Raw genomic sequence first — 16,093 nt, 5'->3', positions numbered from 1 at the left:
GACCTGAGGATCAGGGCGTGGGCACCAGGCCCAGGGGCACGGGGCTGCGGTGCACGCCCACGGCGGTGCCGCGCAGGCGCAGCGACATGACGAACGCCAGCACCCGGGCCACCGCGTCGTAGAGGGCGACGGGGATCTCCTCCCCCACCTCGCACGCGGCATACAGGGCCCGCGCGAGCGGCACGTCCTCGACCATGGGCAGCCGGTGCGTGGCGGCCTCCTCGCGGATCCGCGTGGCCACCGCGCCGGCGCCCTTGGCGACCACCCGCGGGGCGCCGCTGCCGCTCTCGTACTTCAGTGCCACGGCCACGTGGGTCGGGTTGACCATCACCACGTCGGCGTCCCGGACGTTGCTGATCATCCGGTTGCGGCTGAGCTCGCGCTGGCGGCCGAGCCGGGCGCCCTTCTGGTGCGGGTCACCCTCGGACTGGCGGGCCTCGCGCTTGATCTCCTCGCGGCTCATCATCATCGACTTCTCGACCCGACGGCGCTCGACGAGGTAGTCGGCGGCGGCGATCACCAGGCCGACGACCGCGACCACCCGCAGCAGGTGCTGGGCCGCGTCGACCGCCCCCAGCATCGCCGACGACAGCGACCACGCGGTGCCGGTGAACTGCGCGACGACGCCCTTGAGCAGCATCCACGCGACGACGCCGAGCAGGCCGAACTTGAGCAGCGTCTTGGCCAGCGACCAGGCCGCCTGCGCCCCCACCATCCGCTTGATGCCCTTGGCGACGTTGAGGTGCTCCCACTTGGGCTTGAACCGCTTGCTGGACACGCGCAGCCCGCCCTGGGCGACGTTGCCGACGAGCGCGACGACGACGGTGCCGAACAGCAGCGGCGCCAGCGCCCCGAGCATGCCGGTGACCGCCCCGCTCATCAGCTCGGTGGCGCGCTGCGGCTGCGGGTCGGCGATGACCTGCTGCACCTGCCCCATCAGCGTGGTGAACAGCTCGCGGGTATGCCGGACGGTCACCGGGGCGAGGAAGCTCACCGCGAGCACGGTCAGCCAGGCCGAGACGTCGGCCGAACGGGCGATCCGCCCCTCCTTCACCGCCTCCCGGCGGCGTTGCGGGGTGGGCTTCTCGGTCTTCTGCGACTTGTCACTCACGCCGCCCCCAGGATCCTCAGGGCCGCGGCCACGTCGGTGGTGATCCGGTCCAGCAGGGCGCTGACGGCGCCGGGCAGCAGCCCGATCGCGACCCCGGCCAGCGACAGGGTGAGCAGGATCTTCAGCGGGAAGCTCATCGCCAGCACGTTCAGCGAGGGCACGGCGCGGCTGACCAGGCCGAGGGCGAGCTCGGCGAGGAAGAGCACCACCACGACGGGGGCGGCGATCTCGAGGGCGGCGACGAAGAAGCGCCCCACGTTGCTCGTGACCGTGCCGGCCAGCGCGCCGATGCTGACCACCCGCAGCGGCAGCACCTCGAAGGAGGTCAGGAAGCCCCGGATCAGCAGCAGGTGCCCGTTGAGGGCGAAGAGCAGGGTGACGGCGAGCAGCTGCTGCACCCGGCCGAACATGCTGCTGCTGACGTTGGACAGCGGGTCGTAGAGGCTGGCCAGGGTGAAGCCGCTGGCGAGGTCGATGAGCTCGCCGGCGGCCTGCACCGCGGAGAAGAGCAGCTGCGCCAGGAAGCCCAGGCTCAGGCCGACCGCCACCTGGAACAGGACGGCGCCGATGAGCGGGAACAGCTCCAGCGGCGGTGCCTGGCCGGACAGCCGCGGCCCGACCGGCAGGGCCAGGGCGAAGGCCAGCGCCACCTTGACCATCGTGGGGATGGCGCGGGTGTTGAACGGCGGGGCCACGGCGAGCCACGCGCTGGCGCGGACGGTGGCGAGCAGGACCGCGAGCAGGGTGGCCGTGGGGACGGCGAAGTCCATCAGCCGCTCAGCAGCTGCGGCAGCGAGTCGAAGAGCTGGCGCGTGAAGTCGACGACCTCGCTGAGCATCCAGTGGCCGCTCAGCAGGATGACGATGGCCACGCCGAGCAGCTTGGGCACGAAGCTGAGCGTGACCTCCTGGATCTGGGTCACCGACTGCATCAGCGAGATGCCGAAGCCGATGGCGAGGCTGACGATGAGGATCGGCGCGGCCAGCTTCATCGCGATGATCATCGACTGCACGGCCAGGTGCACCACGGCTGTGTCGGTCATGACCGGTCCCTCCTCACCTCAGTGATAGCTCGTGACGAGCGACTTGGCGACCATGTCCCAGCCGTCGACCATGACGAAGAGCAACAGCTTGAACGGCAACGAGATCAGCACCGGCGGCAGCATCATCATGCCCATCGACATCAGGGACGAGCTCACGACGAGGTCGATCACCAGGAACGGGATGAAGATGACGAAGCCGATGATGAACGCCGACTTCAGCTCCGACAGGACGAACGCGGGGATGAGCGTGGTCATCGGCACGTCGGCCGGCCTGGCCGGGGGCTTCTCCTTGCTCAGCTTCACCATCGTCGCCAGCTCGTCCTTGCGGGTCTGCCTGATCATGAAGTCGTGCAGCGGGGCGGAGGCCCGCTCGTAGGCCTGCTGCTGGGTGATCTTGCCGGCCAGGTAGGGCTGGACGCCCTTGGCGTTCATCTGGCCCAGCACCGGCGCCATGATGAACAGGCTGAGGAACAGGGCCAGCCCGGCCAGCACCTGGTTCGGCGGGATGGTCGGGGTGCCGAGGGCGTTGCGGGTCAGCGACAGGACCACGATGACCTTGGTGAACGAGGTCGTGAGCACCAGCAGCGCCGGGGCGACCGAGAGCACGGTGAGCAACAGGATGATGCTCACCGTCTGGCTGGGCTTGCCACCGACGGGGTCCACCTTGACCGAGACGTTGCCGGTGCCCTTGCCCGGGCTCGGGGTGGGATTGGGCGCTGCCGGCAGCGCACCGAGGGCGGTCACGGCGGGGTGGGCGGCGACGGCCCGGGGCGCGGCGTGCGCGGCCGCGGCCGCCGAGACCGGCACGAACAGCGCGGCCAGGAGGAACAGGAGCACGACCAGCGGCCTGGCCCCGCGGGTGCGGGTGGGGTCCTGCCGTGCGGTGCGTGCCGGGGACTGCGGCTCAGCCACGACGGGTCGTCTTCTCGCGCAACGACTCCAGCATCACGCCGAAGTCCAGGCCCGGCGCGGACCACTGGCTGCGGGGGCGCTCCCCCTCGACACCGTCGACCGTGTCACCGGCGGCGGGACGACGCTGGCGCAGCCCGGCCGCGAGGCTCGAGGCCAGGCCCGACTGGAGCGTCGAGGTGAGGCCGGAGGCGAGCCCGGGCAACGCCGGCTCCGGCACGGCATACGACAGCTCGGCCGGGTCCAGCTCGCGCAGGACCTCCACCGAGCTCTCGGTGACCCCGAGGACGAGCACATGCTCACCCACCTGGACCACCGAGACGGACGCGGTGCGGCTCAGGCCGTGGCGCGCCAGGACCTGCAGCGGCAGCTGGGGACGCGGGCGTGTGCCACCGAGCCCGAGCTGGCGCCGGCGCAGCAGCCGCGCCGCCAGGACCATGAGGCCGAGCACCAGCGCCAGGGAGAAGGCCAGCCGCACGAGCGTGGCCACGGCCGAGCCGTCGCTCATGCCCCAAGCCGGCCGTCGAGGTCGGGGGCGACGATCTCGGTGACGCGGACGGCGAACTCCTCGTCGACCACTACCACCTCGCCGCGTGCCATCAGGGTGCCGTTGACCAGCAGGTCCACCGGGCTGCCCGCCGCGCGGTCGAGCTCGACGATCGCGCCGGGGGTCAGGGACAGCAGCTCGCGCACGGTCATCCGGGTCCGCCCGAGCTCGACGCTGACGCCCATGACGACATCGCGCAGCAGCTGCAGGCGGCGCGGGTCGACGACCGGGGCGCTCGAGCCCGCGAGGGGCTGGAAGGTGGCGGCCTGGACCGGCGCGGCCTGGGCCTGCGTGGCCCCCGCGTCCGCGGTCACGACGATGGCGGCGACCAGGGAGGTGCCGTCGAACAGGCCGGCCACCTGCTGCAGCTCGCCGACGCCCACGCGCACCACGGTGGCGGCGTCGACCTCGCGGAAGGCCTCCGTCTGCAGCCCGCCGACCTGCACCCCGAACGCGGACACGACGTCCTCGAGGGTGGACTCCCACGTGGCCAGGGGGCCCGTCGCGCCGGCGGGGCCCTCGGCCAGGGCGGCCGCGGCCTCGGGGCCGACGATGAGCGCGATGTCTGCGGTCATCGGGCCGGAGACCCGCACCGCGATGGCGACGGCACCGGCGCCCTGGGTGAAGGTGCCCCGCTCGAGGGCGTTGAGCACCCGGGCCTCGAGCTGGCCGGCGGCGGGGATGCGCGCGGCGATGCTCTGGGCAGCGGTCTGCAGCGCGGTGGTGTCCACGGGGGAGGCGATGGCAGTCACGGTGGTCCTTGGTGAGGTGCGGGGCGGGAGTGGGGCGGGAGTGGGGCGGGCGTGGTGCGGTGGCGTGCGGGACGGTCAGGCGGAGACGACCTGGCAGGCCAGGCGTTGGCCCTGGCTGCCCGGCACCGCGGCGGCGACACGGATGCCGTCGGTTGCGACGCTGAGCGGCTCGGCGACGGGGTGGCGCAGCGGCAGCACGTCGCCGACAGCCAGCGCGAGGACCTCCGAGGAGGTGAGGCTGACCTCGCGGAACGCGACGGTGACCTCGACCGGCACCGCATACAGCCGTTGCTCGACCTGGCGGGCCGCGACGCTGTCCGCGCCGGTGCGGGGGGTGCTCGTCCGGGCGCCGACCTTGTCCAGCGCGGGCTGGAGCGTGGCGAACGGCAGGCACAGCGTGGAGACCGCCTGCTGGTCGCCGATGCGGATGTCGAAGCGGGAGAGGATGACCGGCTCCGCGGGCGGGGCCAGCTGCATGAACTGCGCGTCGGACTCGAGGTTGACCACCTTGGGGTGGACCACGAGGTCGAGGGACTCGAAGGAGTAGGTCAGCTCCAGGACGATGCGCTGGACGAGCCGGCGGACCAGGCCGGTCTCGATGTCGGACAGGGCACGGGAGGGCTGGTTGCCCCCGCCGGGTCCGCCGAGGAGCCGGTCGACGACGCCCATGACGATGTCCATGGGCAGCTGGAAGACGCCCTGACCCGGCAGCTCGTCGAAGGAGAGCACCGCGAGCAGCGACGGGTTGGGCACGGAGGCGACGTACTCGTCGTACGTCGTCTGGCCCACCGAGGTGACGCTGGCCTGGGAGACCACGCGCAGGGTGGTCGAGAGCACGGTGGCGAACTGGCGCGCGAACGTCTCGTTGACGATCTGCAGCGCCCGCACGTGCTCACGGCTGAACCGGTTGGGGCGACGGAAGTCGTAGGCGTCCGACGAGGGCATCACAAAGTCACAGATCGGCCGAAACGGTCACAACCTGAGAAGTCGGCGGAGGCCTGTCAACGCGACCCTCCGGAGTGAGGGCTCACTGCATGAGGAACTCCGTGAAGTACACCCCCAGCACCCCACCGGAGTAGCGCTTGTTGACCTCCTTGAGCAGCGCCCCCTGGGCCTTCTCGCGCCCGCCGGCGGCGAGCAGCTGGCCGTAGGTGCGGCGCCCGAAGACCGTGATGACCGCGTCCTGCGCCTTGGCCGGGTCGAACGTCACCGCACCGTCGGTCGAGGCCCCCTCGACCACCGGGGTCGGCGACGCCTTCTTGCTCAGCTGCAGGGCAACCCCGACCTTGAGGTAGCGGCCGTCGGCGAGGTTGACCGTCATCGAGTCGATCTTCTCGATCGTGCCGGGCACCGTGGCCGGGTCGGGTTCCTTGGCCGCGGGCGAGTCGAACATCTTCATGCCGATGACGGCGCCGGCGGCGAGCACCACCACGGCCACGACGGCCAGGATGACGCGCTTGCGCGACTTCCCCGGGGCGGGCGCCTCGGCCTGGGCGGCGCCGTGGTTCTCGTGCAGGGCGGCGGTGGACTGGGACACGTCAGGCTCCGGGGACGGGGGTGGCGACCGACGGGAAGGGGTCCTGGCCCGGGGTCTGGGAGGTCATGGACAGCACCACGATCGCGACGCGGCGGTTGCGGGCGCGGTGCCCGGCGGTGTCGTTGGCGACGAGGGGGCGCTGGTCGGCGTAGCCGGCGGCGGACGAGCGGCTCGGCGCCAGGCCGTGGCCGAGCAGGTAGCGCAGGACCGTGGTCGCGCGCTCGGTCGACAGCTCCCAGTTGGAGGCGAACCGCGCGCTGCTGATCGGCGCATTGTCGGTGTGCCCCTCGACGGTGACGTGGTTGGGCAGCCCCTTGAGCGCCGGCGCGATCGCGTCGAGCACGTCACGGCCCTCGACGCGCAGGTCGGCCTGGCCGAGGTCGAACAGCACCCGGTCGGTGACCACGTTGACGGTCAGCCCGCGCTCGTCGGTGCTGAACTGCACCGCGTCGACGAGGCCCTTCTTCGCGAGCGCAGCGGTGATGAGCGCCCGGATGCGGTCCATCTGCTCCTTCTCGCGGGCCGCGCTCAGCTGCTGCTGCTTCTGCCGGGCGAGGGCGACCTGGGCCTCCCGGGACTCGTCGGGCACGGGGGCCTGGTTCTGGCTGCCCTGGAGGATGCCCTGGCCGCCGTCGACGACGGTGGGCGTGCCGAACGAGGCCGCCAGCCCGTCGTGCAGCTTGTCGAACTTGCTCTTGTTGGTCTCACCGATCGCGAACAGCACGATGAACAGCACCATGAGCAGGGTGATCATGTCGGCGTAGGTGAGCAGCCAGCGCTCGTGGTTCTCGTGCGCCTCCTCGTGCGCGCCGTGGCGCGAGCGGCGGCGGGCCATCAGGCCGCCTCCTTCACCGGCGCCGCGCCCTTGACCGCCTTGTCACCCTTGGCCGGGGCGGCGGGCAGGATCGAGCGCAGCTTCTTCTCGACCAGGCGGGGGTTGGTGCCGGACTGCACGGCGAGGACGCCCTCGATGAGCATCTCCATGTGCGCGGCCTCGAGCTCGCTGAGCCGCTTGAGCTTGTTGGACAGCGGCAGCCACAGCGCGTTGGCGGTGAGCACGCCCCACAGGGTCGCCACGAAGGCCCCGGCGATGAGGTGGCCCAGCTTGGACGGGTCGGAGAGGTTCTCCAGCACGTGCACCAGGCCCATGACGGTGCCGATGATGCCCAGGGTGGGGGCATAGCCGCCCATGTCGCCGTAGAACTTGATGCCGACCTTGTCGGCGGCGCGCTTGCTGGCCACCTCGGCCTCGAGGATGTCGGCGATCTCGTCGCCGTCCGTCCCGTCGACGGTCATCTCGATGCCCCGCTTGAGCAGCGGGTCCTCGACGTCGCGTGCCATGTCCTCCAGGGCCAGCAGCCCCTCACGGCGCGCCCGGTCGGCCATGCCGACGATGGTGGCGACGACGTCCTGGCCGTCGGGGACCTTGGCGGTGAACGCCTTCCTGGTCTGGGCCAGCACGACGGTGAGGTCCTTGATCGTGTTGCCCGCCATCGCGGCGCCGAAGGTGCCGAGGAAGACGAGCAGCATGGCCGGGATCATGATCAGGGAGCCGGGGTTGCCGCCCTCCATGACCATCGAGCCGATGACCGCGACGAAGATCGCGACGATGCCACCGACGGTGCCGAGCTCCACCTCAGCGCTCCAGGTCCGTGACCGGGCGCAGGTGGCCCGGTCGGTGCGGCTCGGGCGTGACCTGCCCGGCGGCAGCGAGGATGGCAGCGCGGAACTCGCGCACCTGCTCGATGATCTCGTCCACGCCCTCGGACACGACGTACTTCGTGCCGCCGACGAGCGTGATCACGGTGTCCGGGGTCGCCTCAACCCGCTCGATGAGGTCGGGGTTGAGGGCGAAGGCGCTCCCGTTGCGCCGGGTGACCATGATCATGGCGTCGTCCATCCGTGGGCAGTGACAGGCGGGGCCGTCCGTGGTCCCGCACAGGTGCCTATCGGCACCGGCCCGCCGCTCCTTAGCCCACCCGCCGACGACGACGGCGCAGGCACGCCGGGGACCACCGGGCATACCTGCGCCGCCTGTATGACGGGCGCGCGGCCCGCGGGTGCCCACCCGCGGGCGCGCACCGGCTCACGGACCCTCGGGGGCATGTGACGGCGACGTCTCCGACGCGTGGAGCGCCCCGGCCACCTGAGCAGCCACGAGCCGTGTCGGCACGGCCAGCGCCATCTGGCCCTCGGTGATCGGCCGCTGCACCTCCGGAGCCACGAGGACCCGGCCCTGGACCAGGACGGCCAGACGCCGGCCGACCGCCCGGCGGGTGACGTCCGCCAGCCTCGGCCTGTCCGACCCGTCGAGCCAGACGACCAGGACCTGCCCCAGGGGGTCGTCGTGGATCTCGGCCCGGATGGGCGCGACCCCGGCGAGCGCCGGCCCCAGGTCGTACGTCTCCGACCCGGACAGGGCGCACGCGCGGCCCGGTCCCGGCGACGTCAGCGGCGGGCCGCTGCACGGGCCGTCCTCGACGGAGGTCAGGAGGCGCAGCTCCAGCTGCGCAGCCGGCGAGCCGCTGCCAGCGCCATCGGTGCCGGGCCCGCACGCGGTGACCAGGAACGCGACGGCCACGGCGAGCAGAGCGGTGGGCACGGGAGCAGACACCTGCCCAGTCTCGGGCCATGACAGGCCAGCGGGGCCCCGGTTCGGTGAACCGGGGCCCCGCGTCGGGTTGTCGAGCTCTGCTGCGTCAGTGCTTCATGTTGACCAGGTCCTGCAGGATCTCGTCGGAGGCAGTGACCACGCGGGAGTTGGCCTGGAAGCCGCGCTGGGCGACGACGAGGTTGGTGAACTCCTGGGCGAGGTCGACGTTGCTCATTTCCAGGGCGCCGCTGGCCAGGGTGCCGCGGCCTCCCGTGCCGGCGAGGCCGACGGCCGGGGTGCCGGAGTTGGACGTGTCGCGGTAGAGCGAGCCGCCGACCTTCTCCAGGCCGGGCGGGTTGTTGAAGTTGGCCACGGCGACCTGGCCCAGGGCCTGCTTCTGGCCGTTGGAGAAGATGCCCAGCAGGGTGCCGTCCGGCGAGAGGGTGAACGACTGCAGGCTGCCGAGCGCGGAGCCGTCCTGGTCCAGGGCGCTGACCGTGTTGGCGGAGGCGAACTGCGTCAACGGGTTGGAGGTGGTGCCCAGCCCGAGCGAGACGTCCTGGTTGAAGGTGTAGCCCGCCGCGTTGAGGCCTCCCTTGGCCACCGTCACGGGGGCACCCTGGCCGGGCGTGAAGGTGCTGGTCGTCGGGTCCCACGTCAGGGCCTGGGTGGCGACGGTCGCGGCCGCCCCGCCGGTGGCGTTGGGCACCGAGACGTCCAGGCTCCAGGCGTCGGTGGCCGTCTTGGTGTAGGTGAACGTCGCGGAGATCGCCTTGCCCTGGCTGTCGAAGATGTCCATCGAGCTGACCAGCTTGTCCCCCACGGCAGCGTCGGACGGCAGGTTGCCGCCGACGTGCATGGTGGCGGTCTCCTGCGGGTTCTTGATCTGGCCGATCGGCAGCTTCAGGCCGGTCGTCGCGGCGTTGGTGTTGACGTTGCCCTGCGAGTCCGCCGGCCAACCCTGCACGATCGCGCCGTCGGGGTTGACCAGGTTGCCGAGCGCGTCGAAGGAGAAGGCGCCGGCGCGGGAGTACAGCGTCTGCCCGTCCTGCTTGACGACGAAGAAGCCGTCGCCCTGCAGCGTGATGTCGGTCGAGCGACCGGTCATCTGGGTCGCGCCCTGGGAGAAGTTGGTCATGATGCCGCCGACGCGCACGCCGAGGCCGACCTGGGCGGGGTTGGTGCCGCCGCTGGTGCCCTGCGGGGAGCCGGCAGCCTTCAGGGCCTGGCTGAGCGTGTCCTCGAAGACCACCTGGCTGCTCTTGTAGCCGGCGGTGTTGATGTTGGCGATGTTGTTGCCGATGACGTCCATCATGGTCTGGTGGCCGCGGAGGCCGGAGACGGCCGAGAAGAGCGAACGAAGCATGGTCGGTGTTCCTTGTCTTCTGGCGCCGAGAGGGACGTTCCTCCGGGTTTCGAGGGGTCTCAAACCCCGGGAACGTCCCTGTCGGCGGGTGGGAAAGCGGGAAGTCAGTGGGTGGTGGGCGGGCTGGTCAGGACGAGCGGACCTCGGTGACCGCGGTGAGCGGCACCTCGGTGGAGCCGATGGTGAGCACGGGCCCACCGGGGCTGAACCGGACGGAGCTGACGACACCGCTGGCGGCGTGACCACTGTCCGAGTAGGCCACGGTGCGGCCGACGAGGCCGACCGAGGCGAGCGTCTGCTGCTCGGCGAGCAGCTGGGTGTTCTGGTCGGCCATCTGCTGGAGCTTCTCGACCATCTGGAACTGCGCGGACTGGCCGAGCATCTGGGTGCCGTCCGCGGGGTGGCTGGGGTCCTGGTACTTCAGCTGGGCCACGAGGAGCTTGAGGAACGCGTCGCTGCCCATGGCGTTGAAGCCGGTCGCGGACGTGCCCGAGCTCGAGGTCGTGCTGGCGGCAGCAGCGGCGGCGTACGCACCGGTCGCGCCGATGGCGTCGGTCATCTGGGGTGCCTCACATTCTCAGGTCGAGCGCGCCGGCGGCCGCCGGTGCGGTGGTGGGGTGGCTGGTGGGGCTGGTCGGGGCCGGGGTCCGGCCCGGCGCCGGCAGGTCCGGTCGCACGGGCTGCTGGCGTCCGCTGCCCTGGTCGGCCGACCCGGCGCTGCCGGTGTCGACCTGCAGGGCTCCGGCCCGCAGGCCCTGGTCCTCGAGCTGCTGGCGCAGGTCGGGCAGGTGGTCGCGCAGCAGGTCGGCGGCGGCACCGTCCGCGGCGTGCAGGTGGATGGCCACCTCGCCGCGGCGCAGCTCCACCGTCACGTTGACGGCGCCGAGGTCCTGGGGGTGGAGCTGGAGCCGCAGCGACTGCTCGCCGTCCGGCCCGCGCAGCAGCGGCGAGACCGCGGTCATCACCTGGTGGTGCGGCAGCTCCGGCGCGCCGGCCGGCGCCTCGGTGGTCGGTGCGGTCAGCTCGACCGCGGTCACGTGCGCCGGGGCGGCCGGGTGGAAGGCCGGCGTCACGGGCGGGGTGAGGACGGTCCGCGGGCGGTCGCCGGAGCCCGACGAGCCGGTATCCCGCGCCTCGCCTCCGCCGCCAGGCGCGGCTGCCGCCCCGCTCACCCCAGCGGCCGTCAGCGCCGGATCCGGTTGCGCCGCAGGCGTTTCGACGGCCGACTGACGGTCGCCCGGACTCGGCACCACGAATGCACCGGCGGCCGGGGCGGGCACGAAGGCGGGGGCCTGCCCCGTGACGACGGCGCGGGGCCGGCCCGTCGCGTCGGTCGCTGCGGCCGTCCCTGCGTCAGCGGCGGGCACCGCTCCAGCAGCGGAGGCGTCGGGGCCGACGACCGGCGTCGCCGGGGCGAGCCACTGCACGCCGGCCGCCTGGGCGGTCGAGGGCGCTGCGCCGACCGACGCGGAGACCTGCCCACCGGGTGCCGCAGCACCCGGCGCCGGAGCTGCCGCCGGGTCCGCCGGCTCGGGGGTGGACGGCGCCACGAAGGCGGGCCCGGCGGACAGCGCCGGGCCAGCGCCCGGAGCCGTCACACCGCCTGCCGACGGCACCCCGGCAGGGCCGGCCGCCGGAGCCGGCGTCGCGGCGTCCTGCGACACGGGCACCGGGAGCACGGCCGACAGCGCAGCCTGGAACGCCACCGACGTCGCGTCGGTGGCGGGGTCGGTGGCGGCCCGGCCCGGGGCGGACCCGGGCAGCACCGGACCGGCACCGGCGGGGATCGCAGCGGTCACGCCACACCTCCGTTCTGGTAGGCCAGCACCCGCTGCACGTAGGCGCGGGTCTCGGCATAGGGCGGGACGCCGCCGTAGCTGCGGACCGCATCCGGGCCGGCGTTGTAGGCGGCCACCGCCAGCTCGGTCGAGCCGAACGTGCGCAGGTCCTGGGCGAGCAGCCGCGCCGCCCCGTCGACGGCCTGGCCGGGGTCGAGCGGGTTGACGCCGAGGCTGCGCGCCGTGCCCGGCATGAGCTGCATGAGGCCGAGCGCGCCGGCGTGGCTGACCGCCGAGGGGTTGAACCCGCTCTCGGCCCGCGCCACCGACGCGAGCAGGCTCGCCGGCACACCGTGCCGGGCGGCCGCCGCGGTGAACAGGTCCCGGTAGGCCGCGGGCGCGGCTGCCAGCGCACCCGTCGCCGCGCCGGCATACGCCGTCGACGCGGTCGCAGTGTCCGGCAGGATCCGCCGGATCGCGGTCGGGGTGCGGTAGACGGCCTCGACCTTGACCACGTCCCCGGTCTTGGGGGCCACGACCATCTGGCCGTTGCCGGCGTAGATGCCGATGTGGTCGACCGGGTCACCGAACGCGAGCAGGTCGCCGGGCCGGGCCTGCGCGAGGGAGGCCACGGGCGTCCCCTGACTGGCCTGGTCCGCCGCCACCCGCGGCAGGTCGACGCCGAGGTCGGCGTACACCCGCTGCACCAGCCCAGAGCAGTCCAGGCCCTGCTGCGGGTCGGTGCCGCCCCAGACGTAGGGGACGCCGAGGTAGCGGCGCGCGTCGGCGACCACCTGGTCACCGGTGGCGGAGGTGGTGGCCGACGCCGGGTCGGCCCCGCCGACGGTCGAGTCGGTGCCCGTGTCGGCGGTGGCGGCCGCCAGCCGCGAGGCGAACGTGTCGCTCGAGCCGGCGGCGGGTGTGGCCCCGGAGACGGTGGCGAACCGGCTCTGGATGGTCAGCATCCGGGACTGGACCGCGACCAGGCCGGACAGGTCGACGCTCATCGCCCCTCCCCTGCCCGGGTGGCGGCGATCTCCTCGGCCACCTGCTGGTCCTGCGCGAGCCGCTCGAGGCGCTCGGCCTCACGGACGCGCTCCTCGAGCCGCTCGATCGCGGTCATCCGCTGGGCGGCCTCGCTCCACAGGCAGCGGCTCTCCTCCAGCGCCTGACGGGAGGCGGCCTCGGTGACGACGGCACGGTGCACCGACGCGGCACGGGCCTCCATCCGGGAGCGCCCCCAGACGAACTGCTCCACCGGGGCCGGCGCGTCGAGGGCCGAGGCGTCGGCCAGCTGCTCCCGCGAGCGCTGCAGCGCGGTAGCGGCCAGGGCCCGCTGGGCGGCGGCGGCACCGAGCTGGGCGCGGGCGGCCTCCTCGGCGATCCGGCGCACCCGCAGCAGCGTGGCCAGGCGCGAACGGGGACGACGGCTCACGGGGACACCGCCAGGTGGTGCAGGGCGGCCCACGCGTCCGGCAGGCCTGTGACGTCCTCGACGTCCTGGCGCAGGAAGCCGTCGATGGCGTCCGCCTGGCGCAGGGCCCGGTCGACCAGCGGGTTGGACCCGGCCACGTAGGCGCCGATCTCGACGAGGTCCTTGGCGTCCCGGCGGGCGGCCAGCAGCTGGCGCAGCGCGGTCGCGTCGGCGCGCTGGTCGCGGCTGGTGATCGCGTTGACGCTGCGGGAGATCGACTCGAGCACGTCGATGCTGGGGAAGTGCCCGGAGGTCGCGAGCCGGCGGTCGAGCACGACGTGGCCGTCGAGGATCGAGCGGGCCGCGTCGGCGATGGGGTCGTTCATGTCGTCGCCCTCGACGAGGACGGTGTAGAGCCCGGTGATGCTGCCCCGCTCGGCGGTGCCGGCGCGCTCCATCAGCTGCGGCAGCAGGCCGAACACCGACGGCGGGTAGCCCCGGGTGGCCGGCGGCTCCCCGGCGGCCAGGCCTACCTCGCGCTGGGCCATGGCCACGCGGGTGACGCTGTCCATGGCCAGCAGGACGTCCTCGCCGCGGTCGCGGAACCACTCGGCGATCCGGGTCGCCGTGGAGGCGGCACGCAGCCGGACCAGCGCCGGCTCGTCGGAGGTGGCCACGACGACCACCGACCGGGCCAGGCCCTCGGGTCCCAGGTCGCGCTCGACGAACTCGCGCACCTCACGGCCGCGCTCACCGACGAGGGCCAGCACGCACACCGGCGCCTGGGTGCCCCGCACGATCATGGACAGCAGGCTCGACTTGCCGACCCCGGAGCCGGCGAAGATGCCGATGCGCTGGCCCCGGCCACAGGGGACGAGGGTGTCCAGCGCGCGCACGCCGAGGCCGAGCTGGGTGTCGATCCGGCTGCGGCGCATGGCCGGCGGGGCGGCCCCCTCGATCCCGGTCAGCGTCACATCGGTCGGCGCAGGTCCGCCGTCCATCGGCCGGCCGAGCGCGTCCACGACGCGGCCGAGCAGGCCCGGACCGACCGGCACGCGCAGCGGGCCGCCGGTGGTGACCACCGGCGCGCCGCGGCGCACCCCGCGCAGGTCCGAGACCGGCATACAGGTGGCGACGTCCTCACGCAGGGCGACCACCTCGGCGAGGATCGGGCCGTCGTCGCCGGCGATGGACACGGCCTCGCCCACGGCGAGGTCGAGCCCCGCGACGTCGATGGACAGGCCCACCGCGCGGGTGACGTGCCCGGTGACCTCCGGCGCTGCGGCGCGGACCAGGGCGTCCAGCAGGGCGCTCACGACTCGAGCACCGCCCGGACGCGCTCCAGCGCCGGCCCGATCTGGCCGTCGATGCGGCGCTCGCCGGCGTCGACGACGCACCCGCCGCGCTCGACCTGCGGGTCGGCGACGAGGGTCAGGTTGCGGTCGGGGGCGAGCGGGCCGCGGGCGGCGACGGCCTCCACGTCGTCGGGGTGCAGGCGCACCACCGCGACGCCGCCGGCCGGCGCGAGCGAGAGCGCCCGCTCGACGGCTTCACGGGCCGGGCACTCGGCCACCTCGAGGTGGTGGCCCACGAGGGCCTCGGCGATCTCGACCGCCATGACGGCACCGTTGCGGTGCAGCTCCTCCACGGCGGGCGCCTCCCGCTGCGCGAGGGCGGTGGCCGCCTGGGCCAGGGTGGCGAGGGTGGCGGCCAGCTGCGCCGCGCGCACCTGCCGCTCCTGCTCCTCGCGGGCGGCGACGGCGGCGAGCTCGGCCTGGAGCTCGATCCGGGCCTGCTCCCGCCCCTGCTCGAGCCCGGCGCGCAGGCCGTCCTCGAAGCCGGCGGTGCGGGCCTCGTCGGCGGCGGTGCTCGCCGCCTCGGCCACGACCGCCTCGAGCGTCGGGTCGCACAGGCGAGGGTCGGCACCGTGCGTGCTCACCCACGGGGTGGAGCGCAGGTCGGCACCGATGCGGGCGGGGCGCACCGCCCTGGCGTCCGTCCCGCGCATGACCACCGTGCGCGGGAGGCTCTCAGACCACGAACTCATCGCTGCCCCCTCGCGAGATCAGGATCTCCCCGGCCTCCTCCAGCTCGCGGATCTGCCGGACGACGACGGCCTGGGCCTCCTCGACCTGCTTGAGCCGCACCGGGCCGAGCACCTCCATGTCCTCCACGAGCGCAGTGCCGGCGCGCTCGGACATGTTGCGGGTGATCTTGTCCTTGACGTCGGCCTTGACGCCCTTGAGCGCCACGGCCAGGTCCTTGGTCTCGACGTGCCGGAGCAGGACCTGCACCGAGCGGTCGTCGAGCATGACGATGTCCTCGAACATGAACATCTGGGCCCGGACGGTCTCGGCCAGCTCGCTGTCACGGACCTCCAGGCCCTGCAGGATGAGCCGCTCGGTGGCCCGGTCGGAGTGGTTGATGATCTCCACCAGCGGCTGCAGGCCGCCGACGGCCGAGTAGTCGCTGCTCTGCAGGACCGTCGAGAGGCGACGCTCGAGGTGGGCCTCGACCTGCTTGACGATCTCCGGCGAGGTGCGGTCCATCACCGCGAGGCGGTGGGCGACGTCGGCCTGCAGGTCCTCCTGCAGGCCGGAGAGCACGACCGCGGCCTGGTCGGCAGCCATGTGCGCCAGGACGAGGGCGATCGTCTGCGGGTGCTCGTCCTGCAGGAACGACAGCACCATCCGGGGGTCGATGCGCCGCAGGAACTCGAACGGCATCTCCACCATGGTGGAGGTGAGCCGGGCCAGCACCGCCTTGGCCTTGTCCGCGCCCAGGGTGGCCACGAGGACCTCCTCGGCGTAGGCCATGCCGCCCTGGCTGTAGTAGTGGCGGGCGGCGGCCAGCTCCTGGAACTCGCGCAGCACGGCGTCGCTGGTCTCGACGTCGATCTCCTCGAGCCGCGCGATCTCCGCGGTGAGGGCCTCGACCTCGGGCTCGCGCAGGCCCTTGAGGATCTGCGCGGACTGCTCCTTGCCGACCTGGACGAGCAGCACGGCCGCCTTGCGCAGCCCCGAGAGGTTGTCGATCGAGGTCAT

The 16,093-nt window shown here is 73.3% G+C and carries 20 protein-coding genes; all 20 read right to left on the bottom strand.

Annotation, left to right across the window (positions count from 1 at the left end; translation table 11 throughout):
* Window positions 1-10: 10 nt before the first annotated feature.
* On the bottom strand, window positions 11-1,111 hold the full coding sequence (locus FB474_RS18605; protein ID WP_141790344.1) for an EscU/YscU/HrcU family type III secretion system export apparatus switch protein: 1,101 nt from the start codon (window positions 1,109-1,111) through the stop codon (window positions 11-13).
* Window positions 1,108-1,881 (bottom strand): flagellar biosynthetic protein FliR, encoded by a 774-nt coding sequence (locus FB474_RS18600; RefSeq protein ID WP_141790343.1) that lies wholly within the window; start codon window positions 1,879-1,881, stop codon window positions 1,108-1,110. The genes FB474_RS18605 and FB474_RS18600 overlap by 4 nt, the downstream gene beginning before the upstream one ends.
* Window positions 1,881-2,153: a flagellar biosynthesis protein FliQ gene (fliQ, locus tag FB474_RS18595; RefSeq protein WP_141790342.1), complete on the bottom strand. Its 273-nt coding sequence runs from the start codon at window positions 2,151-2,153 to the stop codon at window positions 1,881-1,883. Before fliQ ends, FB474_RS18600 begins: the two co-directional genes overlap by 1 nt.
* An 18-nt stretch (window positions 2,154-2,171) precedes the next feature.
* Window positions 2,172-3,065 carry a flagellar type III secretion system pore protein FliP gene (gene fliP, locus FB474_RS18590; protein ID WP_246092610.1) on the bottom strand — a complete coding sequence of 298 codons (894 nt, stop codon included), beginning with the start codon at window positions 3,063-3,065 and terminating at the stop codon, window positions 2,172-2,174.
* Window positions 3,058-3,570, bottom strand: a complete 513-nt coding sequence (locus FB474_RS18585; protein ID WP_141790341.1) for a flagellar biosynthetic protein FliO — start codon at window positions 3,568-3,570, stop codon at window positions 3,058-3,060. Before FB474_RS18585 ends, fliP begins: the two co-directional genes overlap by 8 nt.
* Window positions 3,567-4,361, bottom strand: a complete 795-nt coding sequence (gene fliN / locus FB474_RS21025) for a flagellar motor switch protein FliN (protein ID WP_246092609.1) — start codon at window positions 4,359-4,361, stop codon at window positions 3,567-3,569. The genes FB474_RS18585 and fliN overlap by 4 nt, the downstream gene beginning before the upstream one ends.
* Before the next feature lie 75 nt (window positions 4,362-4,436).
* Entirely contained in the window at window positions 4,437-5,306 is an 870-nt protein-coding gene (gene fliM, locus FB474_RS18575; RefSeq protein ID WP_141790340.1) for a flagellar motor switch protein FliM, read from the bottom strand.
* A gap of 82 nt (window positions 5,307-5,388) precedes the next feature.
* Complete coding sequence (locus FB474_RS18570) at window positions 5,389-5,898, bottom strand: flagellar basal body-associated FliL family protein (protein ID WP_141790339.1); 510 nt, start codon at window positions 5,896-5,898, stop codon at window positions 5,389-5,391.
* A gap of 1 nt (window position 5,899) precedes the next feature.
* Window positions 5,900-6,733 (bottom strand): flagellar motor protein MotB, encoded by an 834-nt coding sequence (locus FB474_RS18565; protein ID WP_141790338.1) that lies wholly within the window; start codon window positions 6,731-6,733, stop codon window positions 5,900-5,902.
* Window positions 6,733-7,533: a flagellar motor protein gene (locus FB474_RS18560; RefSeq protein ID WP_141790337.1), complete on the bottom strand. Its 801-nt coding sequence runs from the start codon at window positions 7,531-7,533 to the stop codon at window positions 6,733-6,735. Before FB474_RS18560 ends, FB474_RS18565 begins: the two co-directional genes overlap by 1 nt.
* 1 nt (window position 7,534) lies before the next feature.
* Window positions 7,535-7,786 carry a flagellar FlbD family protein gene (locus FB474_RS18555; protein WP_141790336.1) on the bottom strand — a complete coding sequence of 84 codons (252 nt, stop codon included), beginning with the start codon at window positions 7,784-7,786 and terminating at the stop codon, window positions 7,535-7,537.
* 198 nt (window positions 7,787-7,984) lie between these two features.
* The gene (locus FB474_RS18550; RefSeq protein ID WP_141790335.1) at window positions 7,985-8,512 is read right to left on the bottom strand and encodes a SecDF P1 head subdomain-containing protein; all 528 of its coding nucleotides are present in this window, start codon (window positions 8,510-8,512) and stop codon (window positions 7,985-7,987) included.
* An 85-nt stretch (window positions 8,513-8,597) separates the two neighbouring features.
* Entirely contained in the window at window positions 8,598-9,857 is a 1,260-nt protein-coding gene (locus FB474_RS18545; protein ID WP_141790334.1) for a flagellar hook protein FlgE, read from the bottom strand.
* 127 nt (window positions 9,858-9,984) lie between these two features.
* Window positions 9,985-10,416, bottom strand: coding sequence for a flagellar hook assembly protein FlgD (locus FB474_RS18540; RefSeq protein ID WP_141790333.1), 432 nt, complete (start codon window positions 10,414-10,416; stop codon window positions 9,985-9,987).
* A gap of 10 nt (window positions 10,417-10,426) precedes the next feature.
* On the bottom strand, window positions 10,427-11,656 hold the full coding sequence (locus FB474_RS18535; protein ID WP_141790332.1) for a flagellar hook-length control protein FliK: 1,230 nt from the start codon (window positions 11,654-11,656) through the stop codon (window positions 10,427-10,429).
* The gene (locus FB474_RS18530) at window positions 11,653-12,642 is read right to left on the bottom strand and encodes a transglycosylase SLT domain-containing protein (protein ID WP_141790331.1); all 990 of its coding nucleotides are present in this window, start codon (window positions 12,640-12,642) and stop codon (window positions 11,653-11,655) included. Before FB474_RS18530 ends, FB474_RS18535 begins: the two co-directional genes overlap by 4 nt.
* On the bottom strand, window positions 12,639-13,070 hold the full coding sequence (locus FB474_RS18525) for a hypothetical protein (protein ID WP_141790330.1): 432 nt from the start codon (window positions 13,068-13,070) through the stop codon (window positions 12,639-12,641). The genes FB474_RS18530 and FB474_RS18525 overlap by 4 nt, the downstream gene beginning before the upstream one ends.
* Window positions 13,067-14,365, bottom strand: coding sequence for a FliI/YscN family ATPase (locus FB474_RS18520; RefSeq protein WP_246092608.1), 1,299 nt, complete (start codon window positions 14,363-14,365; stop codon window positions 13,067-13,069). Before FB474_RS18520 ends, FB474_RS18525 begins: the two co-directional genes overlap by 4 nt.
* Window positions 14,362-15,096 (bottom strand): FliH/SctL family protein, encoded by a 735-nt coding sequence (locus FB474_RS18515; protein WP_141790329.1) that lies wholly within the window; start codon window positions 15,094-15,096, stop codon window positions 14,362-14,364. Before FB474_RS18515 ends, FB474_RS18520 begins: the two co-directional genes overlap by 4 nt.
* Entirely contained in the window at window positions 15,080-16,093 is a 1,014-nt protein-coding gene (fliG, locus tag FB474_RS18510; protein WP_141790328.1) for a flagellar motor switch protein FliG, read from the bottom strand. Before fliG ends, FB474_RS18515 begins: the two co-directional genes overlap by 17 nt.

The sequence above is a fragment of the Oryzihumus leptocrescens genome, from assembly GCF_006716205.1.
Classification (GTDB): Bacteria; Actinomycetota; Actinomycetes; order Actinomycetales; family Dermatophilaceae; genus Oryzihumus; species Oryzihumus leptocrescens.
The sequence above is the reverse complement of the archived record's forward strand: the minus strand, read 5'-3'. Positions and strand labels throughout refer to the sequence as shown.